The organism is Pedobacter jaeyakensis (assembly GCF_054461315.1).
This window is the reverse complement of the sequence record NZ_CM136921.1, coordinates 304885-327704: the sequence shown is the minus strand read 5'-3', so window position 1 is coordinate 327704 and position 22820 is coordinate 304885. Positions and strand designations below refer to the sequence as shown.

Annotated in this window: 22 protein-coding genes; 13 read left to right on the top strand and 9 right to left on the bottom strand. The window is 39.3% G+C overall.

Annotated features, from left to right (window positions below; genetic code table 11):
* The 8 genes from ACXZ1K_RS01625 to ACXZ1K_RS01590 all read left to right on the top strand — a co-directional run bounded on the left by ACXZ1K_RS01625 (nt 1) and on the right by ACXZ1K_RS01590 (nt 4662).
* A complete protein-coding gene (locus tag ACXZ1K_RS01625; RefSeq protein ID WP_458971636.1) occupies nt 1-708 on the top strand; it encodes a cytochrome c oxidase subunit 3 in 708 nt (235 codons plus the stop codon).
* 25 nt (nt 709-733) lie between these two features.
* Nucleotides 734-1090 carry a cytochrome C oxidase subunit IV family protein gene (locus ACXZ1K_RS01620; protein ID WP_458971635.1) on the top strand — a complete coding sequence of 119 codons (357 nt, stop codon included), beginning with the start codon at nt 734-736 and terminating at the stop codon, nt 1088-1090.
* The gene (locus ACXZ1K_RS01615) at nt 1090-1803 is read left to right on the top strand and encodes an SCO family protein (protein WP_458971634.1); all 714 of its coding nucleotides are present in this window, start codon (nt 1090-1092) and stop codon (nt 1801-1803) included. Before ACXZ1K_RS01620 ends, ACXZ1K_RS01615 begins: the two co-directional genes overlap by 1 nt.
* Nucleotides 1804-1823: 20 nt before the next feature.
* The gene (locus ACXZ1K_RS01610; protein ID WP_458971633.1) at nt 1824-2396 is read left to right on the top strand and encodes a DUF420 domain-containing protein; all 573 of its coding nucleotides are present in this window, start codon (nt 1824-1826) and stop codon (nt 2394-2396) included.
* 96 nt (nt 2397-2492) lie between these two features.
* A complete protein-coding gene (locus ACXZ1K_RS01605) occupies nt 2493-2750 on the top strand; it encodes a hypothetical protein (RefSeq protein WP_458971632.1) in 258 nt (85 codons plus the stop codon).
* Nucleotides 2734-3132 (top strand): DUF983 domain-containing protein, encoded by a 399-nt coding sequence (locus ACXZ1K_RS01600; protein ID WP_458971631.1) that lies wholly within the window; start codon nt 2734-2736, stop codon nt 3130-3132. Before ACXZ1K_RS01605 ends, ACXZ1K_RS01600 begins: the two co-directional genes overlap by 17 nt.
* Entirely contained in the window at nt 3129-3791 is a 663-nt protein-coding gene (locus tag ACXZ1K_RS01595) for a DUF2461 domain-containing protein (protein WP_458971630.1), read from the top strand. The genes ACXZ1K_RS01600 and ACXZ1K_RS01595 overlap by 4 nt, the downstream gene beginning before the upstream one ends.
* Before the next feature lie 28 nt (nt 3792-3819).
* Nucleotides 3820-4662 carry an OmpA/MotB family protein gene (locus tag ACXZ1K_RS01590; RefSeq protein ID WP_458971629.1) on the top strand — a complete coding sequence of 281 codons (843 nt, stop codon included), beginning with the start codon at nt 3820-3822 and terminating at the stop codon, nt 4660-4662.
* On the opposite strand, the gene ACXZ1K_RS01585 is transcribed toward ACXZ1K_RS01590, so the two are convergent.
* Together ACXZ1K_RS01585 and ACXZ1K_RS01580 are read right to left on the bottom strand one after the other, a co-directional pair.
* Nucleotides 4663-4965 carry a DUF4286 family protein gene (locus tag ACXZ1K_RS01585; protein WP_458971628.1) on the bottom strand — a complete coding sequence of 101 codons (303 nt, stop codon included), beginning with the start codon at nt 4963-4965 and terminating at the stop codon, nt 4663-4665.
* Nucleotides 4966-4980: 15 nt separating this feature from the next.
* Nucleotides 4981-6867: a tetratricopeptide repeat protein gene (locus tag ACXZ1K_RS01580; protein WP_458971627.1), complete on the bottom strand. Its 1887-nt coding sequence runs from the start codon at nt 6865-6867 to the stop codon at nt 4981-4983.
* Nucleotides 6868-7023: 156 nt separating this feature from the next.
* Between ACXZ1K_RS01580 and ACXZ1K_RS01575 the strand changes: the two genes are divergently transcribed.
* From ACXZ1K_RS01575 to ACXZ1K_RS01565, 3 genes are read left to right on the top strand one after another with little or no spacing between them, the layout of a single operon-like run.
* Nucleotides 7024-8967, top strand: coding sequence for a S9 family peptidase (locus tag ACXZ1K_RS01575; RefSeq protein ID WP_458971626.1), 1944 nt, complete (start codon nt 7024-7026; stop codon nt 8965-8967).
* Entirely contained in the window at nt 8922-10592 is a 1671-nt protein-coding gene (locus ACXZ1K_RS01570) for a sensor histidine kinase (protein WP_458971625.1), read from the top strand. Before ACXZ1K_RS01575 ends, ACXZ1K_RS01570 begins: the two co-directional genes overlap by 46 nt.
* A 23-nt stretch (nt 10593-10615) precedes the next feature.
* The gene (locus ACXZ1K_RS01565) at nt 10616-11308 is read left to right on the top strand and encodes a response regulator transcription factor (protein WP_458971624.1); all 693 of its coding nucleotides are present in this window, start codon (nt 10616-10618) and stop codon (nt 11306-11308) included.
* On the opposite strand, the gene ACXZ1K_RS01560 is transcribed toward ACXZ1K_RS01565, so the two are convergent.
* The 6 genes from ACXZ1K_RS01560 to ACXZ1K_RS01535 form a co-directional block, all read right to left on the bottom strand.
* Nucleotides 11292-12173, bottom strand: a complete 882-nt coding sequence (locus tag ACXZ1K_RS01560; protein ID WP_458971623.1) for a UbiA prenyltransferase family protein — start codon at nt 12171-12173, stop codon at nt 11292-11294. The two genes, ACXZ1K_RS01565 and ACXZ1K_RS01560, sit on opposite strands and share 17 nt — an antisense overlap.
* A gap of 15 nt (nt 12174-12188) precedes the next feature.
* A complete protein-coding gene (locus ACXZ1K_RS01555; RefSeq protein WP_458971622.1) occupies nt 12189-13445 on the bottom strand; it encodes a metallophosphoesterase in 1257 nt (418 codons plus the stop codon).
* Between the two features lie 18 nt (nt 13446-13463).
* A complete protein-coding gene (locus tag ACXZ1K_RS01550) occupies nt 13464-14957 on the bottom strand; it encodes a sigma 54-interacting transcriptional regulator (RefSeq protein ID WP_458971621.1) in 1494 nt (497 codons plus the stop codon).
* A 10-nt stretch (nt 14958-14967) separates the two neighbouring features.
* Nucleotides 14968-16065, bottom strand: a complete 1098-nt coding sequence (locus ACXZ1K_RS01545) for a vWA domain-containing protein (RefSeq protein ID WP_458971620.1) — start codon at nt 16063-16065, stop codon at nt 14968-14970.
* A 75-nt stretch (nt 16066-16140) separates the two neighbouring features.
* Nucleotides 16141-17022, bottom strand: a complete 882-nt coding sequence (locus ACXZ1K_RS01540) for a cupin-like domain-containing protein (protein ID WP_458971619.1) — start codon at nt 17020-17022, stop codon at nt 16141-16143.
* A gap of 83 nt (nt 17023-17105) precedes the next feature.
* Nucleotides 17106-17987 carry a cupin-like domain-containing protein gene (locus ACXZ1K_RS01535; protein ID WP_458971618.1) on the bottom strand — a complete coding sequence of 294 codons (882 nt, stop codon included), beginning with the start codon at nt 17985-17987 and terminating at the stop codon, nt 17106-17108.
* A 159-nt stretch (nt 17988-18146) separates the two neighbouring features.
* Between ACXZ1K_RS01535 and ACXZ1K_RS01530 the strand changes: the two genes are divergently transcribed.
* Nucleotides 18147-20261, top strand: a complete 2115-nt coding sequence (locus ACXZ1K_RS01530) for an outer membrane protein assembly factor BamB family protein (RefSeq protein ID WP_458971617.1) — start codon at nt 18147-18149, stop codon at nt 20259-20261.
* A 1-nt stretch (nt 20262) separates the two neighbouring features.
* Here the strand turns inward: ACXZ1K_RS01530 and ACXZ1K_RS01525 are convergent, their stop codons facing one another.
* The gene (locus tag ACXZ1K_RS01525; RefSeq protein ID WP_458971616.1) at nt 20263-20682 is read right to left on the bottom strand and encodes a hypothetical protein; all 420 of its coding nucleotides are present in this window, start codon (nt 20680-20682) and stop codon (nt 20263-20265) included.
* Between the two features lie 116 nt (nt 20683-20798).
* Between ACXZ1K_RS01525 and ACXZ1K_RS01520 the strand changes: the two genes are divergently transcribed.
* Nucleotides 20799-22811 carry a DUF1800 domain-containing protein gene (locus ACXZ1K_RS01520; protein WP_458971615.1) on the top strand — a complete coding sequence of 671 codons (2013 nt, stop codon included), beginning with the start codon at nt 20799-20801 and terminating at the stop codon, nt 22809-22811.
* Nucleotides 22812-22820 lie beyond the last annotated feature (9 nt).

The following is a 22820-nucleotide window of genomic DNA, read 5'->3' as shown; positions in this document are numbered from 1 at the left end:
ATGAGTTCACTATCACAGTTAGATCAGGTTAAAACTACCCCATGGAGTGGAGGCCGCTCACCTTGGTCATTGGAATATGGCAAAATCATGATGTGGTTTTTCCTGGTTTCTGATGCCTTCACTTTCTCGTCGTTACTGATCTATTATGGAGCGCAGCGTTTTTCTAAATTTACCTGGCCAGCTCCTGATAAAGTTTTCCAATCAATTCCAGGAGTAGTTGAGCACGGTGCGCCGCTGGTATTCGTTGGTATTATGACCTTTATCCTGATCATGAGCTCCGTTACTATGGTACTAGCAGTAGAAGCTGGTCACAGACGTTCTAAAAAGGAAGTTATATGGTGGATGATTGCCACGATTATTGGGGGATTTATGTTCCTTGGATGCCAGGCCATTGAATGGACCCACCTTCATCATGATGGGTTTTGGTGGGGAAGTATTCCATCGTCAGAAGAACTTAAACATTTCTTCAATGGGCCAGTTTCCCTGGTTGCAGCACAGCAATTTGCTAACCTGTTCTTTACGATTACAGGCTTCCACGGATTCCACGTATTTAGTGGGGTTATCATCAACATCATTATACTGATCATGACCATAAATGGCACTTTCGAAAAAAGAGGGCATTATTTGATGGTTGAGAAGGTTGGTTTATACTGGCACTTTGTGGATTTAGTTTGGGTGTTCGTATTTACGTTCTTCTATTTGGTTTAATTATTAGTTTTTATAAAATATTATCATGTCAGACAATCACACACATTCAGCAGAAGGACACGAACACGAAGATCATGCAGGCTTATCAAAAGGTAAGATCTGGCAAGTGTTTTTTATCTTATTGATGATTACCGTTATTGAATTTATTATTGCGCTTTGGGCAATTCCAGGCGGACATATGACTCAGCACTTTGGTAACTACGTTTACATCATTTTAACCCTTTTTAAAGCATTTTACATTGTTGCCTATTTTATGCACCTCAAGTTTGAAAAGGTAGGACTACAGCTGGCGCTTGGACTTTCCTTTGTCTTCATTACTTACTTTATTGTTTTGATGATGATTGAAGGAGGTTACCTGAACGTACATATGCCTGTAGTTTAATGAAGAGTAATAGTGCTTCGATAAAGAAGATCTTAATCCTGGTCACCATTTTAGCGGTACCAGGATTTTTATATTATTTACTTCAGGAAAAAGGCAAGAACCGTTACAAGCCACTTCATATTTTCGGGCCAAAGCAAGTTGCAGCTACTCTTCATTCTGTTAGAGGAACTCAAGTTCCAGATACCATATATCATGAGGTTGCCGACTTTAAATTAGTTAATCAGGTTAAGGATACGGTAAGCTTTGAGAGCTATAAAGGTAAATTACTAATTATAAACTTATTCAATACCAGGGATGATGCCTATGGAATTACCTTCGCCAATAAAGCAATGCGTGCCTTTGATGCAACATTTGGTAAGAACAAGGCTATTAGTTTCATAAGTTTAAGTATAGATCCTCAAGGTGATACCCCAGACAAGATCGCAAAGTTTGCGAATGAATCTTCAGCTGTCCCGGGTAAATGGGATATGTTGACAGGCGATAGTACACAGATTTTTGATCTCATTAACAAAGGACTTGGTGTAGATGCACATCAAGATGGCAGTGGCCCAAATAAGAAGTTTGTTTATAGCAACCTGTTTGTACTGCTGGATACCAGGCACAGGATAAGAGGTTACTATGAAGCCACCACACAAGAAGCACTCTCTAAGCTTGATGATGAGATTAAAGTACTTATGGCAGAAGAGTTAAGGAACATTCAAGACGGCAGGTAATACCTTTCAATATTTTAACTATGACTTTAAACGACAAGTTTTTTTTACGACTGATTTGGGGTGTTACAGCTTTTGTTTTGCTGGTTGTAATTGCATTAAAGGTAGTTCCTCCTCCTCAGCCCGTTCCCTCTTTTATCTATTTATTCCCTCATATCATTGGAGGTATCAATGCGGCTTGTTCGATACTGCTTATCATTTCCCTGATTTTCATCAAGAAGAGAAATATCCAGGCACATAAGGTTACCAATGTGATCACTTTTGTTCTTTCGGCAATCTTTCTGGTTTTCTATATCATTTTTCATCTATATGAAAAAGACACCAAGTTTGGAGATATTGATCATAATGGAATTGTATCTGCAACGGAAGCAGCAGCTGTTGGAGCAACCAGATATGTATATTGGTTTATATTGTTTACACACATTGTGCTTGCAGTTGTTGTACTTCCATTAATATTAATTAGTTTCCTAAGAGGATTTAGTATGCAGGTGGAGCGGCATAGGAAAATTGTGCGTTGGGCTTATCCGGTTTGGTTGTATGTTGCAGTGACCGGTGTGATCGTGTATCTGATGATCTCTCCCTATTATAATTTTTAGAATAGAAATACGTTGATTATTGACAGGGTTGTTGCAAAGATGGTAAGAACTCTTGGCGCTTTTAATTATCTTTGTTTTGATCAATCCAATGCCTGAATGATGAAAAAAATTATCTTTATTTTCTTTCTTATAATCCTAACGGTAAGTTCTTTTCCGCCAATCGCAAGTGCACAATGTGCGATGTGTACCGTGAGCGCTGAACAGAGTGTAAAGAATGGCAATACTCAGGGTAAGGGATTGAATACCGGCATCATTTATCTTTTAGTTATACCCTATATATTAATATCTGGAATAGGTGCACTATGGTATTTCAAATACAAGAAGAAAGCGCCCAGGTATGCAGAAAACGTCTAAGTTTTATGCAATAGTACACGGAAAGTGCCCGCAATGCAGAAGGGGTGATATTTTTACAGGAAGTCTTTATGGATTTAATGTTCAACGAACGAATACCGTATGCCCGCATTGTGCACAGCGTTTTGAGATAGAACCTGGTTATTTTTATGCGGCTATGTACGTTAGTTACGCAATGAATGTATCCGAAATGCTGGGCCTGGGAGTTGCTACTTATGTTTTTTCTGGTGGTAATCTCGAATTTGAGTCGTTGTGGTTATATTTAACGGTTATTTTTACAGGCTGTCTGTTGTTGGCTCCCTTTAATTACAGATACTCGCGTGTGATCCTTTTACACTGGCTCTCACCAAAGATTAGATACAATGCATATTACGATAAAGTATGATACAGAAAGAAACACTTTATTTTATAAGAGATGTTGCTGAAAATAACGATAGAAATTGGTTTGCAGCAAATAAAGATCGCTATGAAGTTGCTAAGGAGGATATAATTGGATTAATAGAAAAGCTTATACCAAAGCTTGCCGCAGTTGACCCTGAGTTTTCCATTGACACCCCTGCAAGAAAGTGCCTAATGCGTATTTACAGAGATGTGAGGTTTAGTAAGAATAAAGACCCCTATAAGAACAACTATGGGATTTCCTTCAATGTAAAAGCGAAGGGAGTTCCTAGCCCTGATTACTATTTACATATACAACCTGGCAAAAGCTTTTTTGGTGCGGGATTTTGGATGCCAGAGGCTGCTGTGCTTAAGCAAATCAGAGAAGAAATTGATTACAATTCCTCAGAATTCACAGCGATATTGGAATCAGACAGTTTCAGCAGATTGTTTGAACTTAGTAGAGAGGATACCCTTAAGAATGCACCAAAAGGTTATGAGATCGATCATCCTCAAATCAATCTCCTAAAACTGAAGAGTTTTATCGCTATATGCCCAATTACAGATGCTGAACTGCAATCGCCATTAATCGTGGATAAGTTGAAAAGTGCTTTCGAAAGTATTTATCCTTTTATATTATTTTTGAGAAATGCGGTTGCACAATAGCAGCCAATCAACACACAAACTATAACTAATGAAAAAGATCCTTTTATTTATATTCGTTGCGATGCTGGCAAGTGCGATCAGTTCATGCATCGTCCTATCTCCAAAAAAATATAAATCTTTATTGGCTAAGCAAGATTCATTGAGTAAGGGTTGGAATGAATCCCAATTGTTAAATGAGAACCTGGAAACGTTAATTGCGCAATTAAGAAAGGACACTACAGGTATGAGTGCCGCTTTGAGTGATCTAAGGAATAGGTATTCAGAGATGGATAACAATTATACCAAGTTACGCAGTAATAGTTCTTCTGAAATTAACAAGCTTTCTTCAGATTTGAAAAAGCGTGAACAACGTTTGAAAGAAGTTGAAGAGATTTTAAAGAAACGAGATGAGGCTACCAATCAACTAAAGGAAAAATTACAACAAGCGCTGCTGGGTTTCACTAAAAATGGACTAACAGTTGAAATTAGAAATGGTAAAGTTTATGTTTCTTTAACAGACAAGTTATTATTCCCATCTGGAAGTATTATTATTGATGAGAAGGGCAAACAAGCTTTAAGTCAACTAGCTGAGGTATTGAAACAACAACCCGAAATTAATATCGCCGTTGAAGGCCATACAGATTCGCAGAAGATTACGAACCTGGGCCAGATAAAAGACAATTGGGATTTGAGTGTTTTACGATCTACCTCTGTTGTGCGTTACCTTACTGAAGTAAGTAAAGTGGAGAGTGTGCGTATGACGGCTACGGGAAGAGGAGAGTTTCAACCATTAGGGCCAAATACCAGTGCAGAGTCCAGGAGCAAGAACCGCAGGATCGAGATAGTACTGTCTCCTAAATTGGATGAGCTTTACGACCTGATCAAACAGTAATTAATCGACATATTCCATCAAGGTGCGAAAAGCAACAATCTGATTGGCAAATTTATCATTCAGGTCAGTCTGAAGGGCTGGAGCAAACTTTTCTTGATAGCTTAGGTAGTCATCCATATTTTCTGCAACGTACTGAGCACAATACGTTACTCCTTCATTTGGAGAATCAATCACTTTAAGCAATCTTGAGGATACGAACAGGCCGGTTGCCATTACTTCCGGGATATGGATTTCTTGCATCCATTTTAACCATTGTTCTGCTACGGAATCTTCTATGATCAGGGTTACGTTGTATAAAAGCATGTACAAAGATAACAACTATGTGCCAATATTATCACCACGTAAAGTTCTGAAGCGTTTGCGTGCCTCTGCATTGTACATACTTCCAGGATAATCGCTGATGAGCTTTTGATAAAGCGCCTTAGCTTCATTGAGATTTTTCAGGTTCTTCTCGTATAATTCTGCAAGTGTGAAAAGGCCATCGTCTGCCCAAATACTGAAACTATACTCCTCAACTAAAGTTTTGAGTGTACTTACCGCTTTTTCTACTTCGCCAGTCTTGATAAAGATTTTTGATTTGAACATCAAAATATCGTCTGTTAAGGAATTGTCGCGGTACGTTAACCCGATACTGTCCAATTTCTGAAGCGCCTTAGCCGATTGGTTCCTGAAATCAAGAAGTTCTGCATCGGCATACATTTTCAAAGCATTACTGTCTGGGGTAGACTGCAAGTTATCTGATATCATTAGACTTAGATTAAGGGCATCGTTAGCGATCAGCTGCGAGGTAGATGCTTTTAGAACATCAGCTTGCGATTTGGCATAACCAAAATTACCTTGGTAGAAAGACAGTTTGGCTGAGCGGTAATGTGCCTCATTCCCAATGGCCATATTTTCAAATTGCTTTGCCACCTGCTCATAGACTAGAAATGCCTCCCAGGGTTGGTTAGTAAGTATGTATATATCCCCAAGATCGAGCTTTATTTGACCCAGGTCTGAAGCTTGCAATCCACTAATAGTTAAGGCAGTTTCTAATGCCTTTTCTGCTTTCCCAGGATCATTTAAATAAAACGCCTGCAAATTTGCCCACTTCCTAAGTGCGAACACTGTTCGTACATTTTTGCCATACTCTTCTATTATGGAATTGTAAGCATCAGCCAGTTCTATAATTGCATTTTTTTCAAATTTACCAGCAGTAACCAATTGATATTTGGCATTGATCATTTCCACCTTAGCTGGAAGAAAGTAGGGCTGATCTCTGCCTTTGCTCATGATGTATTCAAAGGCTTTTATTGCGGTTGCATAAGCCTTGTTTTCCAAAAAAGTATTTGCATTATTGAACAATAAAAAGCCATCATCCTTAACCCTTTTGTCTTGCGCAATAAGTTGTCTGAGCGCCATTTCATATTCTTGTTGCTGAAGATATTGCCAGATTAGCAGTTTAGTGTATACTTCAGTTTCTGGTTCCTTCTGTAGTTTTTTAAGCAGTGCAGATTGAAGAATCAGGTAGTCAGGCTTTTCTTCAAAAACCATAGCCAGCACGCTTTCCGCTTGTTGCAACATTTCTGGCATTGTACCAAGTGCAGAGACATATTCCTGGACCAGCATGTTCTTGTCTTTTTTGAAACGATAAATGCTTATTAGTTCAAAGACAAAAAGCTTGTCGTTGTTCAGGATTTTTCTTCCCTGTAAAAAAGTAGAGATAGCAAGATCGTATGCCTGATAAGTATAAAATCGATTAGCAAGATCGCGGATCAGGAATTCGTCAGCAGGCAGGTTATTTAATACTTCAGCGTATTTACGTGTTGCTGCATCCGCTTGTCCCTTCTCCTGAAGTAACCTTGCTCCTGCTATCCCATAAGCCAGATTTTTTGAATCTTCTTTACTTACCTTTTTAATTAATTTATCAGCTTCATCAAACTTCTTCAGCTTTAATAAAGAATTGAAATACATGTCGAAGTAAGAATCATTTTTAGTTTTTAAAAAAAGCTTTTCAAGGAGGGCAATCGCTTCCTGATACTGTCCGCGCTGGTAATACTGAAAAGCCAATGCTTCATTAATGTTCTCCTGTGCAAAGCACATAAAACTGCTGATGCAAAATAACAAGGTGGTAATCAGGCTCTTCATTTTGACTGGCTTTCTTAAGTATCCTAAATTAGGGAATTGCCCGTTAAGAAGTGTGCTTTTGCCACAAGATAAATACATTCGCGTATTTTAAATGTTACTGAATTGTGTGGTCTATAACTGTCAAAATGCCTACTTTGAATATCAAAAAGTATAAAAAAGCTTGTTAGTAACAATATTGGTAAGTATAACTTTTAGTGTCGGGGTTACTTAACTTTGCAACCGCGAAAAGAAATTATGTTGTATAAAAAATACCTTTTCATTTGTTTAAGCTTGCTTCTGTTGACCTGTGGTCGACAGGACGGTGTAAAGGTTATTCCTGTCGAAGATTTTTTTAAGTCGCAGGAAAAGATGGCTTACCACATTTCTCCAGATGGTAAATATCTTTCCTATTTAATGCTTGAAGGTAAAGACCAAAACCTGTACATAGAGGATTTGAATACCGGTGAAAATCGGAAAATTACCAAGCTAGAGGGGAAAAACATTAACTTTTATTTCTGGGTGAGTAGCAGCGAGCTGATCTATTATAAAGAAATAGATGCAGTTCACCGCCGGTCAGATATCTTCATTATTAATAAAAATGGAGGAAAGGAACGCCAGCTGACCAACAATGAGAAAAGTAAAATCAGGGTATTGGAAGATCAGTTAATAGATGATAAATATCTACTTGTTTCTTCTAATAAGAGAGATTCCACGGTATTTGACGTTTACCGCTTAAATGTACGAAACGGGCAAATGCAAATGGCCGCCAGAAATCCAGGTACTGTTACAAATTGGATTACTGATGCGGATGGCAAACTGCGCCTTGCCACAAGCAGTGATGGTGTCAACGAAACTTTCCTTTATCGAGCAACTGAAGCTGAAACATTTAAGCCCGTCATAACCAATAGTTTTAAAACAACATTCAGACCTATCGCATTTGCGACAGAGCGTCAAAATATAATTTACGCGATATCAGATGCGGGTCGGGATAAAAGTGCGCTTGTTGAGATTGATTGTAATACTGGTAAAGAAGTAAAAGTATTATATGGTAGTGATTCCATAAATGTGACAGATGCACAATACTCACGCAAAAAGAAAAAGATGGTTTTCGCTGTTTACGAAACATGGAAGAAGGAAAAGTATTTCCTTGATGATTCCACTAAGCGGCTGTATAACGATTTGGATAAGTTGCTGCCAAAAACAGAGACCAGGATTATTGACCGTGATGAGGCAGAAAACGTGTTTATTGTGCGGACTTTTACAGATAGAAATCCAGGCTCTTATTATTTATATAGTGCAGAAAGCGGTAAGCTTCGGAAATTAAGTGATTTTAACTCTGCAATCAAAGAAGACCAGATGAGCGAGATGAAGCCGATTAGTTATACTAGTAGAGACAGTTTAACTATACATGGCTACCTCACACTGCCGCTAAACAGAAAAGCAGAGAACCTGCCAGTTGTGGTATTGCCACATGACGGACCAGGATCCAGAAACAACTGGGGTTATAATCCCGAGGTACAGTTTCTGGCGAATAGAGGCTATGCAGTCTTCCAGGTTAATTATCGGGGCTCTACAGGATATGGTAAGGAGTTCTCTGCTGCTGGATTTAAACAATGGGGTTGCAAGATTCAAAGTGATATTAATGATGGTGTAAAATGGCTAATTAGTCAAAAAATTGCTGATCCAAAACGCATTGCTATCTATGGTACTGGCTTTGGAGGCAACATTGCGTTAAATGCCCTTTATGCAAAAGAAAATCATTATGTCTGTGCAGCTTCAAATTCCGGGGTGATCAATCTATTCAGTTATTTAAAATCAATACCACCATTTCTGAAACCTAACTTGCAAATGTACTATGAGGTGATAGGAAACCCTTTCACTGATGTGGAGCGAATGCGTCAGTCTTCGCCATTATTTCAGGTAGATAGAATAAATGCCCCTGTATTTGTTTCTCAAAACCTTAAAGATCCAAATAACAATTCAGGAGAAACAATACAGTTTGTAAAGAACCTACAGAAGCGTAACATTTCAGTAACGTATCTGGAAAATGATGGGGACTCTTTTTTGGTAAAAACATTGAGCAAAGACAAAAGCTATATTCAGCCCTGGAAGATTTTCTGCAAGTTAACCTTAAAAAGAAGTAACTTCAATACATGCCTGCAGAAAAAAAGAGCGGTTACAGGAGAAATTTTTCTTTAATCATCACCTTTATCGTTATGATGGCGGTACTGTTTGCATTGTCGCTACTGCTTGCTTACCGGTTCAGTACCAAGTTTATTGAAAACGAATTTGTTTCAGAAAAGGTTAACGTACTGGAGCAAAGCATTAAAACGTATAATGATTTTTTTCAGAAAAAGTTACCCGAGGTGTCGTATTATAATGGCTATTTGGATTCTACCACAGCTTCCAACTTCGTTGATACCTTATTGATGGAGTACCCCTTTGTATCGAAGGTAATATTTTATGATTCTGAAGTAAAGAATACCCCAGTAAGCGATGGTTTGAATACCGGGAAATTTTCCTTTGGGCCAAAGAAAATCTATCAGTTCGGTACACTGGTTCCGGCAGACTCTGTAGAACTTTTCTCAAGAGAGAACACTCATAATTTTATTGTCGGGGATGATTTTAATGCACTCGCGCTTAAATTGGCCACTTATATAGAAAGTTTGGATACCGGAAAAACACCTACGCAAGACCAGCTCTTTAGTAATTTCAGTAATGTTAGGTCAAATAAGATCACTTATCTTAACATACCTCGACTGGAAGATCTGAAGATGTATAAGCGAATGATTCGTAAGGAAATTCCTTCACAGCCAATATACCAGCAGGATATGCTGTCCTTTCATCTGGACCCTTATAAAATAAAGATCATTAACTCCAGGCCTAAACTTTATGAGCACATCAGAATAGAACCACTTACTTATGATCCTTTAGAGACAGGCATTAGTTATGTAACCACTGAAATTACATTGCCCGGACCATTTTCCGACTACAAACTATATTTTATATCTTCTCAATCTTTCATTGATAAGGAAGTACTCAGTTATTTTCTTCCGCTTGCATTTGGAATCCTATCGTTTTTTAGCATAGTCGTACTAGTAGCCTATCTGATATTCAGGAACCTTAATATCAATCAAAAAATGTTTAAGCTGCAATATGATTTTATGAATAACTTGACACATGAGTTTAAAACTCCAGTAAGTGTTATTAAAATTGCAGGTAACAACATCAAAAGCGCAAGTTCTCTTACGGAAAAAGAACAAAAGATGTATGGTAAGATTCTTGATGAAGAGGCTGATAAATTGAATGGTTTGATGAATAAATTACTGGCTTTTACACAGATTGAAAATAAGGCAATTGAACTAAACCAGGATTTGGTAAACGTTGAAGATTTTATCGAAAGTACGGTTGAGTCACATCGTTTAAAGCATCCCGACTTCGATTTTACCTACGAAGTAAATGGTTTTGCTAGCTTTATCACAGATCCTGTGTTGCTTGGTAGTTTATTTGACAATTTAGCTGAAAACGCCTACAAATATTCGCCGCCTGAACGTAAGAAATTGCACATCAGTGCAAAGCTGATCAAAGGAAAGGTGGTGCTTCGATTTACAGATCAAGGTATAGGCATTCCGGCGTCAGAAATTAACAACATTTTTAAAAAGTTCTTCCGCATACAAAACCAATACAATCAGAATGGGAGTGTTGGACTAGGCTTGGCTTTCTGTAAGGAACTCGTTAACTTTATGGAAGGGGAGATCACTGTTAAGAGCAAGGTTGATAAGGGAACAGAATTTAAGATCGTGTTGCCCTATAACGAAAGATAATTAAAAATTAATAACCGAAAGATATGTCTAAAGGAATCAAAATATTATTAGTAGAAGATGATGAAAATTTAAGATTTTTGGTAGTTCACCGTCTTAAAGCCGAGGGGTACGAAGTTTTAGAGGTGGGAGATGGGGAGGCTGCTGAGCAATTGATCTTGTCTGAAAAGCCGGATATTGTCTTATTAGATTGGATGCTTCCAGGAAAGCAGGGATCGGAGATTTGCGAAGCTGTTCGTGCACAGGGATTCGAGAACCTAATCATCATGATGACTGCTAAAGCGCAGGATGTTGACAAGATAGATGCTTATAACTTTGGTGTTTCTGATTATGTGACCAAGCCGTTCAATATGGATGTATTGGTTGCGATGCTTGATAATAAGGTTAAATTCCTTTTAAATAATGACCGGTCGGAGATTCATCGTTTTGGAGATATGGAGCATCATCCAAATATTCATACGTTATACAGAAATGGTAAGAAAATAGAGCTGACTATTTTGGAGAATCGGATATTACTCTATTTTTTAAGAAATCCAAGTAAAGTAATTAATCGAGACGAGCTGATGCTGGTTGTATGGGGTTATAATTCTGATGTGAATACCCGGACACTGGATATGCATATCGTAAGGCTGCGTAAAAAAATAGAGTTAAATCCAGATAATCCTCAATTATTGCAAACAGTAAGAGGGATTGGTTATCGGTTTAACCCAGGTAACTAAACAATACAAGTAATACCCATTGCAAAAGCATTGTTCCGTCTAAGTAGAGGAAATAGTAATATTCGTTTTTTTTAATGTTCGATTTAAAGATTAGCCAGCCAGTTATAGCCAGATTTAAGAAGACTGCTGCAATATCTGTATAAGTAGCCTGTCTAAAAAGCAATAGGAGCAAAAGGTAGCCGAGCAAAAGGAACTGACAAAAGATATAGGCTTTTTTTTCGCCCAACATTACAGGGATAGTTTTCAACTCATACATTTTATCCTGAAAAAGATCCCGAATGTCAAAAGGAACCGTAATAGCAGCTACGAAGAGAAATCGTTTAAATACTAGTAAGAGCGTATCGGAAGGAGATATGGTCAGTAATTTGGTCTGTTGCAGTTCCATAATTGGCAAAAGCACACAACTTACGGACCATACCATAGCAATTAAAAAGAGTTTAATACCGGGTATATTTCTTAATCCAATATTTTGATTATTGAGCCTCAAAAACGGAATATTATACCCTATTGCAACCAGGCCAGTAAATCCCATCAGCAGTTTGGATTCGATGCTGAGGTATAATAAACCCAGAGGAATTAGGCATAGCATTGATATTAACGTAATCGAGATAATCATCCTATGGTGCGAGAAGATCCAGCGAACTCGTTTATACGGTGAGTCTTCAGGTTTTTTAGGTTTTGCCAACAACATACTGAAATTGTAAAGACCTATTGTAGCAAAGAAAATGAAGGCCAAAACGTAATGATCTGCAGGCACCTTGAGTAGATGATAGGTAACCATGCCTTGGGCAACCGCGCAGATAGCAATAAATAAATTGCTGAACAGCAAGAAATCCAGTATAGAAAGGGATACTTTTTTAAACACCGCAATGAGCGGTTGTTATGCCCGCTTCAATTCAAATATCGTTATTTCCGGTAATATTCCAACTCTACCTGGATAGCCCAAAAAACCATATCCCACATTAACGTATAACTGTTGTTTATTCTCTTTATAAAATCCTGCCCATTCCTGATAGATGTACTGCACCGGGCTCCATTGGAAGTCTTTAGTGCGTACGCCAAATTGCATACCATGTGTGTGCCCGCTAAACATGGCATCTATTTGCGGATATTTTGTTAACACCTCTGCACGCCAATGGGATGGATCGTGAGACAGCAACAATTTTACCGGCAGGTCGTCTGTATCTTTTGTCGCGAGGTACATTCGACCGTATTTTGGAAACCTGCCCATTCCCCAGTTTTCAATCCCCAAAATGCCAATCTCTTCACCACTAACTTTTAATCGCCTATGTGTATTCAGCAGCAAGGCCCAGCCCATCAATTCATGTGTTTTAATCACATCGTGAAGGTTCTTAACTTTCGCAGGGGAGCTTTCTTTACCAAAGTGGTAATCTCCATAATCATGGTTTCCCAAAGATGAGTATACACCTAATGGAGCTTTTACCTTGCTAAAAATATCCTGGTAGTCCCGCATTTCCGTCGCCATATCATTAACCAGGTCGCCAGTAAAAAAAATCACATCAGGCTTTTCTGCAAGTAGTAAATCGACTCCACCTTTCACGGCTTTCTTATTGTAAAAACTGCCGGAATGTACGTCGGAAATCTGACCTAGTTTCATGCCTTCAAAGGCTGCTGGTAAATTAGGCAAGACCAGAGTTTTTCTCACAACCTGGTAATCGTACGCACCGGAAGCTATCCCCCACGTAAGAGAAGTTAGTGGGACTGCGGCAGTAACTAAACCAGCCTTGATCAGGAATTCAGACCGGGTAATCGGTTCGCCTGTGACTGCTTGTGATGAGTTTTGATCTTTGTAAACTACTTTTTTTGTTTTTATAAACAATCTTCGCAGGTCATCTATTAATAAAAATGGAAGAAATACAATTTTACAACCTAATGTGAGAAAAAATGCAACGAGCACAATCGATCTGAACCCAAGATAGGCACTAGGAATAGTGATGAAAATAGAAACAAAAACACCCGCAATCAGGAAAGCTGAGTATCCCCACCAAAGTGTGGTGAAGATTTTCCTGGTACGGGGCTTCCAACTTTTAAATACCGCTACAATGGCGTTGTAGCAATAATAATCAAATGCAATGATTAGCACTGATAAAACGATGAGGATTGGTAATCTACCCATTAAACTGAAGGGTTAAAATTATCTAAAATCAATGTCATCATCATCGTCTTCAAGTCCGGTGTTGAATAAGCTCTCAAACATATCCGAGAAACCGAAGCCGCCGTCAAGGTATTTTTTGCTTAACTGAGAATGTTCTGCCAATCCATGCAGGACAAATTCCATCAGTAATAAAGTCTGGTTTTCACTTAGCTTAGGATGAAACTTTTTAACCAAGTCATAAAGACCTGCGACGCGCATCAGCTCTTTTTTATATTTGGAACCAGTGAGTGCGTCTGACACGTCTATCGTATTGCCTTCAGTGAACCATTCCGTTACGATATGATATGGATTAGCGGTTTTACTTTTCTTTGCTTTCTCAGGATCAGGGAAGAAGCGCGCAAATAAAGTTTTGATGGCTTTACCAATTAAAATGTTCGCTACGTTTGCAGGGCCTTCTAATTCACCTTCATATACTAGTTCGATTTTGCCGGTTACTGCCGGTATAATGCCTGTCAAATCAGACAATCTTACAAATGTAGTCTTTTCACTATTGATCAGCATCCTGCGCTCGGCGGTGCTAATTAGGTTTTCGTAAGCTGATATAGTAAGCCTTGCAGAAACGCCTGATTTTTGATCAATAAATTCACTTTGTCTTGCTTCGAATGCTACTTGTTCTACTAAATCCTTAACCAAGCCGTCAGCTTCAATTAGCTTCTGATCCTCAGTCAGCTTCGCTTCCTGGAAGGTGATTTTTCTGGAAATGCCAATTGATTTAGGATAATGTGTCAGTATCTGACTTTCTATACGGTCTTTTAAAGGTGTCACAATAGACCCTCTGTTTGTATAATCTTCAGGATTTGCGGTAAATACAAATTGCACGTCTAAGGGCAGCCGAAGTTTAAAACCCCGAATTTGTATGTCTTTTTCTTGCAGCATGTTAAATAATGCTACTTGTATGCGTGCCTGGAGGTCTGGAAGTTCATTTATCACGAAAATACTACGGTGCGCTCTTGGAATAAGTCCGAAGTGTACAACCCGCTCGTCATCATAAGTCAGCTTTAATGTAGCTGCTTTGATGGGGTCAACATCACCGATTAAGTCTGCAACGGTTACATCTGGAGTAGCCAGTTTCTCAGTATAACGCTCAGACCGATGCTGCCAGCTTACTGGCGTGTTATCGCCATGGATGGAAATCTCATGTTTGGCGTACCAGGAGATTGGGTTTAGCGGATCATCAAAGATTTCACTACCTGATACATACGGTATATATTCATCAAGCAAGTTTACCATTAAACGAGCGATACGTGTTTTAGCTTGCCCGCGTAAACCGAGTAACAGGATATTGTGGCGGGATAAGATCGCTGTTTGAAGTTCCGGTATAACTGTTTCATCGTACCCAAGTATTCCTTCAAATCCAGCATCTTTATTTTGCAGTTGTTTGATTAGGTTTTTGCGCAACTCATCCTTTACAGTTTGAGATTGATAGCCAGATTCTTTTAATGCGCCTAATGTTTTTATGTTGATGTGATCCATTTAGTAGTTATTACCGAACTGTTTTTCTTCTGTTTTTAATGTAATCTTCAAATATATATTCACCCAAACCCGTAAGTGAGCTGTAAAAAGCCCTTCCACCATTAATCTGGGTAAATTCGCGCACGAATTGCTGTAAATATGGGTCTTGGGCAATCATAAATGTCGTAATAGGGATGTTCAGCCTTTTGCATTGAGCGGCCATGTTTAGTGTTTTATTGATCACTTTTCTATCCAGCCCCATGCTGTTCTTGTAATAGCGACCATTCTCCTTCAAACAGGTTGGCTTGCCATCAGTAATCATAAAAATTTGTTTATTGTGTGTCTTACGTCTGCGCAAAAGATCAGCTGCCAGCTCCAAACCCGCGAAAGTATTGGTATGGTATGGTCCTACTTGCAAATAGGGAAGATCTTTTACCGATATTGGCCAGGCATCATTTCCAAACACCACAATGTCCAGGGTGTCTTTGGGATATCTTGTTTTAATTAACTCAGCTAAAGCCATTGCCACTTTTTTCGCAGGAGTAATTCGGTCTTCTCCGTACAGGATCATTGAATGAGAAATGTCGATCATTAGTACTGTCGAAGTAAGTGTTTTATAATCCTTCTCTTCTACTTCAAGGTCTCGTTCTGTTAAGGTAAAATCGCCAATTCCGTGGTTGATCAAAGAATTTTGGATAGATGCAGTCATGTCAATCTGATCCAAACTGTCACCAAAATTAAATTCTCTCCGGTCAGCATTTTTTTCCTCACCTATACCAGAGAGATTGCTGTTATGGTTTCCTTTACCTGCCTTTTTAAGCTTCCCAAAGATTTCTTCCAAAGCAGACTTTCTTATGGTTTGCTCAGTTTTGCCAGTAATGCTTAAATCTCCATTTTTGCCGTCTTCTTTGATATAGCCTTTTTCTTTAAGGTCATCAATGAAATCACCCATCCCGTAATCGTTGGTGGTAAACTTATACTTTTTATCCAGCTCATTCATCCAGGCCAGGGTTTCCCCAGCATCTCCTGCAGTATAATTGAGCAGTTGTGTAAAAAGCTTAAGCAATTCATCAAATCCACCCTTAGGCAAATCATCAGGTAGGAAATTTGAAAACTGGAACCCTCTCATATATTGAAGATAAACGAATTATCGAAGGTAAAAGTTTAAGGTTTGATTAATGTTATCCCCTTGTAAAAATAGCGCCTATTTAGGGCTTCCATTGGCCAAAGCCCGGTTTGCACGTCTAATGGCTAATCTTTCCCTCCATTTTGCATAAGGAGCTTTAAAAGCCATCTTCAATACGCTGTCTAGCCCACCTTTAATAGCCAAGTTGAATATACTTTGTGTCTTTCGGGTTATAGAGGCATCCCATGCTCTTAAACTCAAAGAGAATGAGCCGTCAAGGTATTTCATCCAGTGCCACATTCCTGTAGGCATAAACAAGGTATCACCATGTTCCAGAAATACCTCATATCCTTCAACGCCTTCCAATGCCGGGAATTTTTTCGTGTCTGGATTTGCTACATCATAGTCTTCCAATGCATAAGTCGCATTAGGTATACAGTATAGCCTTTTTTTCCATTTGTTGTCAAAAAGTATGATGTGCTTGCGGCCGCCAAAATGGGTGTGAAATAGATGCGGCAGATCAATATCGTAGTGTAAAAATGTAACAGAATTTGAACCGCCGAAAAACATGGCAGGCATACTTTCAATAAATCCACCCATAAGGTCTTTTGGAATTACTATATCATCAACTAGCGAAGGCACATGCTTAAACAAGTTGAAGAAAAAGATTCGAAGTTCTGTAGGTTTAGACTTGATCAGATCCAGGTAATCTCCAAAACGCATATTGGCTACAGATGCGTTGATGGGCTTAGACGGATCAGCTTTTGAATTGTCCATTAAGCTTACATTAACATCGCCTGCTATTTCCTTAAGGTAATCTGTAGTCCATTTTTCCCTTGCTGGCCATGTCTTTGTCAAACCCTTAATTACTAATGGTCTCCTGGCGTCCAGGTAATTTTTTTTAAAATCAGCTGGGCTGATTTGTTCAACGGTATCTACCGGCTTTAAATTAAAGCTCATATTTGTCGGATAAGATACTCGCGAACGACGATATGTCAATTAACCGACCTTATATATGGCAAACATATAAAATTTACTTGATTTTAACATGGATCGTGTTTTTGCAATGCTTTGTTTGCTCTTTTGTAAGCCAGCTTTTCTTTCCATGCCATGTACTTTTCCCGGAAATTTGCTTTCATAATATCATCAAACTTTCTTTGAATGGTTAAGTTATACAAGCTCCTTGCTTTTACTGCCCAGGATTTATCCCATGCCCTCAGACTTATAGAAAATGAGCCATTTAAATATTTCATCCAATGCCAGTAGCCGGTAGGCATGAAGAGGGTGTCTCCATGTTCCAGAAATGCTTCCAGGCCTTTTACGCCCTTCAAAGCAGGGAATTTATCAAAATCAGGTTTTTCTACATCATAATCTTCCAGAGCATAGGTGGCATACGGAATTTGATAAAGGCGTTCTTTCCACTTATTCTCAAACAAAATCACATGTTTTCTGCCGTTAAAGTGTGTATGAAAAATGTGTGCAAGGTCTATATCGTAGTGCAGGAAAGTTACCGATCCTTTGCCTCCAAAAAACATATTTGGGTAACTATCTAAAAAGCCACCCATCAGGTCTTTTGGGGCGCGGTAGTCTTCCAATAGTTTTGGCGCATGTTTAATCGGGTCGAATAAGAATATCCGCAAATCTGTTGGCGTGTTCCTAATGAGTTCAATGTAATCTGCAAATTTCATTTCTGCCGCAGATGCGTTAATGGGTTTTGAGGGGTCAGCTTTTGAACTATCATAAAGTGGAACTATACGGTCTCCTACCACCTCTTTCATATAGTCAAGATTCCATTTTTGATAAGCAGGCCATTTTTTTGCCATGTTTTTTATAACCAGCGGTTTTCGTTTTTTCAGGTAGTTTTCTTCAAAATCTTCCGGGGTTATATCATCAACTATATCGATCGGTGATAAGTTAAACTTCATGTTAATAATATGTTAAGAATGCAAAACTATAGAAAAAGCAGAATTGCTGTCGAAGCAACATTTAAAAATTAAAAATGGCTGACAAAAAAAACCAATTTGGAAAGTCTTACATTTATACATAGCCATAACCGATTGCGTTTAACAACAACCAAATATTGTATGAATAAAATTGTGGGATTTGCCCTATCATCTCTTTTTGCGATCGCTTTGATGAGCTGCGAAACTAAATTGAGCAGACCTAATCCTGAAACGGAATGGTCAGAATACTTGGGAGGCCCGGACCGCAATCACTATTCATCACTTTCACAGGTCAATTTGAAGAACGTTACTAAACTGCAAAAGGTCTGGGAATTCAAATCCGGTGATTCAGGTCAAGTACAATGCAATCCAATTGTGGTAAAAGGTGTGCTGTACGGAGTAACAGCATCCAATCAGGTATTTGCGCTTGATGCGGCTACAGGTATAGAGAAATGGCGCTATAGACAGCCCGGAGAGCCAACTTCTAATGCCAACAGGGGTGTGACCTATTGGGAAGAAGGAAGTGATAAGAGAATTCTTTATGCTTACAACTCTGATCTCTGGGCTTTAAATGCCGAAACGGGCCTCCCGATTTCGACTTTTGGCGATAATGGAAAAGTGAGCCTTAAAACTGGCTTGGAACCCGTTGCTAAAGATCAGTATGTCATTTCAACTACACCAGGAACGTTGTTTGAGGATTTGATTGTAATGCCTGTTCGTGTAGGAGAAGGTTATGGTGCTGCCATAGGATATGTGCAGGCCTTTAACATTAAAACGGGCAAGATAGCATGGGTATTTAAAACATTACCAGATCCAGGTGAACCTGGATCTGATACTTGGCCAGCTGCTGTAAAAGCCAAGGGCGAACTGGGCGCTGTAAATAGCTGGGCAGGTATGGCTGTAGACAGAAAAAGACAAATGATTTTTATACCTACCGGTTCCGCTGCTTTTGATTTTTACGGTGGCAATCGGTTGGGTGCGAATTTGTATGCCAATTGTTTAATTGCACTCAACGTACGTACGGGTAAATATATGTGGCATTACCAGTTTGTCCATCACGATATTTGGGATAAAGATATTCCTGCACCGCCAAATCTGATCAAGGTGAAGCATAATGGGGTTTTAATAGATGCAGTTGCACAAGTAACCAAACAAGGAATGGTTTTCTTGTTCAATAGGGAAAATGGCGTGCCCCTGTTCCCAATTAAGGAACAACCCTTTCCAGAGTCACATCTTCCTGGAGAGCAAGCTTGGCCAACGCAACCCATTCCGGATTTACCTGCTCCATTTTCTAGACAAACCATTACCGAAAGTGAAATTAGTACCCTTGCTGAAAACCGGCAGGAATTGTTATCCATTTTTCGTAAATCCAATAAAGGGTTGTTTCAGCCACTTGGTCTAACTCCAACCGTAGTTTTGCCCGGGGCAGACGGCGGTGCTGAATGGGGTGGAGCCGCCGCCGATCCTGATGGGGTTCTATATGTAAATTCAAATGAGATGCCCTGGTTATTTAGCTTAAGCCTAACACCGAGACAAAACAAAGAAAGCAACTTGAGCATCGGTAATGTACTATACAACAATACTTGTATCTCTTGTCATGGTCCGCAGCTCAAAGGAAATCCGGCAAGTGGATTTCCTTCATTAATAAATATTAAGTCAAAGTTGAAACGCAGTGAGGTGACACGCCTGATCAGTAGTGGTAAGGGCATGATGCCTGGCTTCAGTAATCTTAATACAATCCAAAAGCAGGCTATTGTGGATTTTCTTTTTCAGGAGGAAAAAATCGAGGCGCCAGTTGCTTTGAGCGGCAATCCTATAGGTGAGACCGAACGGCCCTATCAGTTTGACGGCTACAACAAATTTCTTGACAACAATGGGTATCCCGCAATTACTCCCCCGTGGGGTACATTAACAGCAATTGACATGAATACCGGCAAACACCTTTGGCAAAGGACACTTGGCGAGTTTAAGGAACTTACATTAAGGGGGATAAGGCCAACAGGCACTGAGAATTACGGTGGTCCGATCGCTACTGCAGGCGGACTGCTATTTATTGGAGCTACCAAAGATGGAATGTTTAGGGCATTTGATAAAAATACGGGAATACTCTTGTGGGAAACAGAATTACCTGCTGCAGGTTATGCCACCCCGAGTACTTATCAAGTAAATGGTAAACAATATATTGTTATAGCTTGTGGCGGAGCAAAACTAGGCACAAAGAAAGGGGATAGTTATGTAGCCTTTGCTCTAAAATAAATCATTTAACCCGCACATAACTAGAAGTATATCCGTCATTATAATTATCTGCTAGCATCATTGTTTCATTACTTATAGTAGCGATCATTCCAGTTTTTCCGGTATCATTTGATGGATCTAATCTAACCGCATTATCATCCAAACCAGTGTAAATGCTTTTTATCTTGATAACGTCATAAGTACCTTGTCTGTCGGGTTCACCGTTAATGTACTTTACGTATTTGCCGTCGACCTTGAATTCAATAACACTAATAGCGGCTGGGTTAGCTGACGTTGTCATACCGGCAAATCCACCTGTTCTACCTGTAAATTGCCATTTTCCAACCAATCGAGCCTTAAAACTGTTTTCATTGCCTTGTTTCTTACATGTTGCTGAAGTAAAAAGCAGCATTGCTGCTGTAAGAAATACCAATATTCTCATGATCAATTATTTGTTGTTTTAGTAGAAACGAAGGATTTTTCATTAACGCTACATTTATTTTAATCTTTTTAAAATTTTTATTGTCATACCCATAACAACTTAAAAAGTAAATCTCTATGAAAGCACCAATTAGGGTTATCAGTTCGTTTTTAATTGTTCTCAGTTTAACCATTTTGTTTTCTGCATTTCAAAATAAGGAGATGATGGTGCTTAAATCAGGGTTTCCTTACAAGCAAGCAGGACTAACTGAACGTCAGGCGGCCGCTCATTTACTCAGTCGCTTTACCTACGGTGCTAAATCAGGAGATGTAGACGAAGTAGTTAAAGAGGGATTAGAAAAATGGTTTCAAAAGCAACTGGATGGTGGACAACCAGATCAGGAACTGGAAAGTATGCTGAAACCATACGCAGATATTAATTTAACGAACGGCGAAGTTGAAGATAAGTATCCCCGAGCGCCCAAGGTGTTGAGGATGGCCATTAAAGAGGGTGTGATCAACAAAGATTCAGTAAACAAAGGTGATCAAAAGGCTTATAGAAAGCAGCTTCAGGATTACCGAGATTTAAAAGGGTACGGACAAGAACAGGATTTACTTAGGCAGTTTATCAATCAGAAAATGCTGCGTGCTACATATACCAATAATCAGTTACAAGAATTACTAACAGATTTCTGGTTCAATCATTTTAACGTATCCCTCACTAAAAATCAATGTGCTGCGTATGTGCCAGCATTTGAGCGTGACATAATCCGCCCAAACGTAACTGGTAAATTTAGTACTTTATTAATGGCAACGGCGAAATCACCTGCAATGCTCATTTATCTAGATAATTTTACAAGTGCAGGTCAACCTGTTGCTGCATCAGATATGGGGGGGATGCAAATTGCAAATTCCAATACCGAACCGGGAGCAAAACTACGTGCAAATTTGTTACGCAGAAGAATGAATAACAAGAAACTGCCACCGTTGGATACAGCTATGATTGATAAGCTGAAAAAAGTACAGCAAAATAAAAAATCCGCTGGCGGTTTAAATGAAAACTACGCAAGAGAAGTCATGGAATTGCATACCCTGGGTGTCGATGGAGGTTATACGCAAAATGATGTGACCCAAGCTGCAAGAGTGTTAACAGGTTGGACAGTGGCGCCATTGGGCGATGACGGTAGCTATGGTGCTGCATATAAGAAAGTAATTGAAAAAATAGGTGAAGAAAACCTGGAGAAGAAGGGCTTTGTCAAAGACGGCGATTTCCTGTTCGTACCTACCCGTCATGACAATCAGGAAAAAATAGTTCTAGGCAAAAAGTTTGCGGCGGGTGGTGGCTATCAGGAGGGAGTAGATTTACTAAATATGTTGGCCCACCATCCTTCAACAGCCAAGTTTATTGCCAGAAAGCTCGCCATCAGGTTTGTTAACGATCAGCCCGATCCGAAGTTGGTAGATAAAATGACCAAAACCTTTTTATCAACTGATGGAGATATTAAACAAGTAATGATTGCTATGGTGTCGTCGCCGGAATTTTGGTCGGCTTCCTCACTACGCGAAAAAACTAAGTCTCCATTTGAATTGGTAATCAGCGCTGTAAGGGGACTTGATGCACAAATCACGCAACCCTATCAGCTTTATAACTGGATCAATAGAATGGGGCAAAAGATGTACTATTACCAGGCTCCAACAGGTTTCCCGGATCGCGGACAATACTGGATAAATACTGGCGCATTGCTAAATCGTATGAATTTTGGATTGGCATTGGCTTCTCAACGAATCCCGGGTGTGAAGATCAACTTACTTGCGTTAAACAATAACCATGAACCTGAGAGTGCTGAAGCCGCATTGTCTACTTATAGTAAACTGGTGATGCCAGAAAGAGACCTCACAAAAACATTAGAACGTTTAAAGCCAATGTTGAATGATCCAGAATTAACAGCAAAAATAGCGAAGGCGGCTGAAAAAGTACCTGCACCTCAACCTGCGATGCAAAAAGCCATACCAGGAGAAACAAATATGATGGAAAGTGTAAGTGAACCTGTCAAAAAACCAACGGCTGTTTCTTCGCCGGTTGCGAATAACAATATGCTGGCCCAGGTTGTGGGTGTGATTATCGGCTCTCCAGAATTTCAACGAAAATAGGACTTAAAA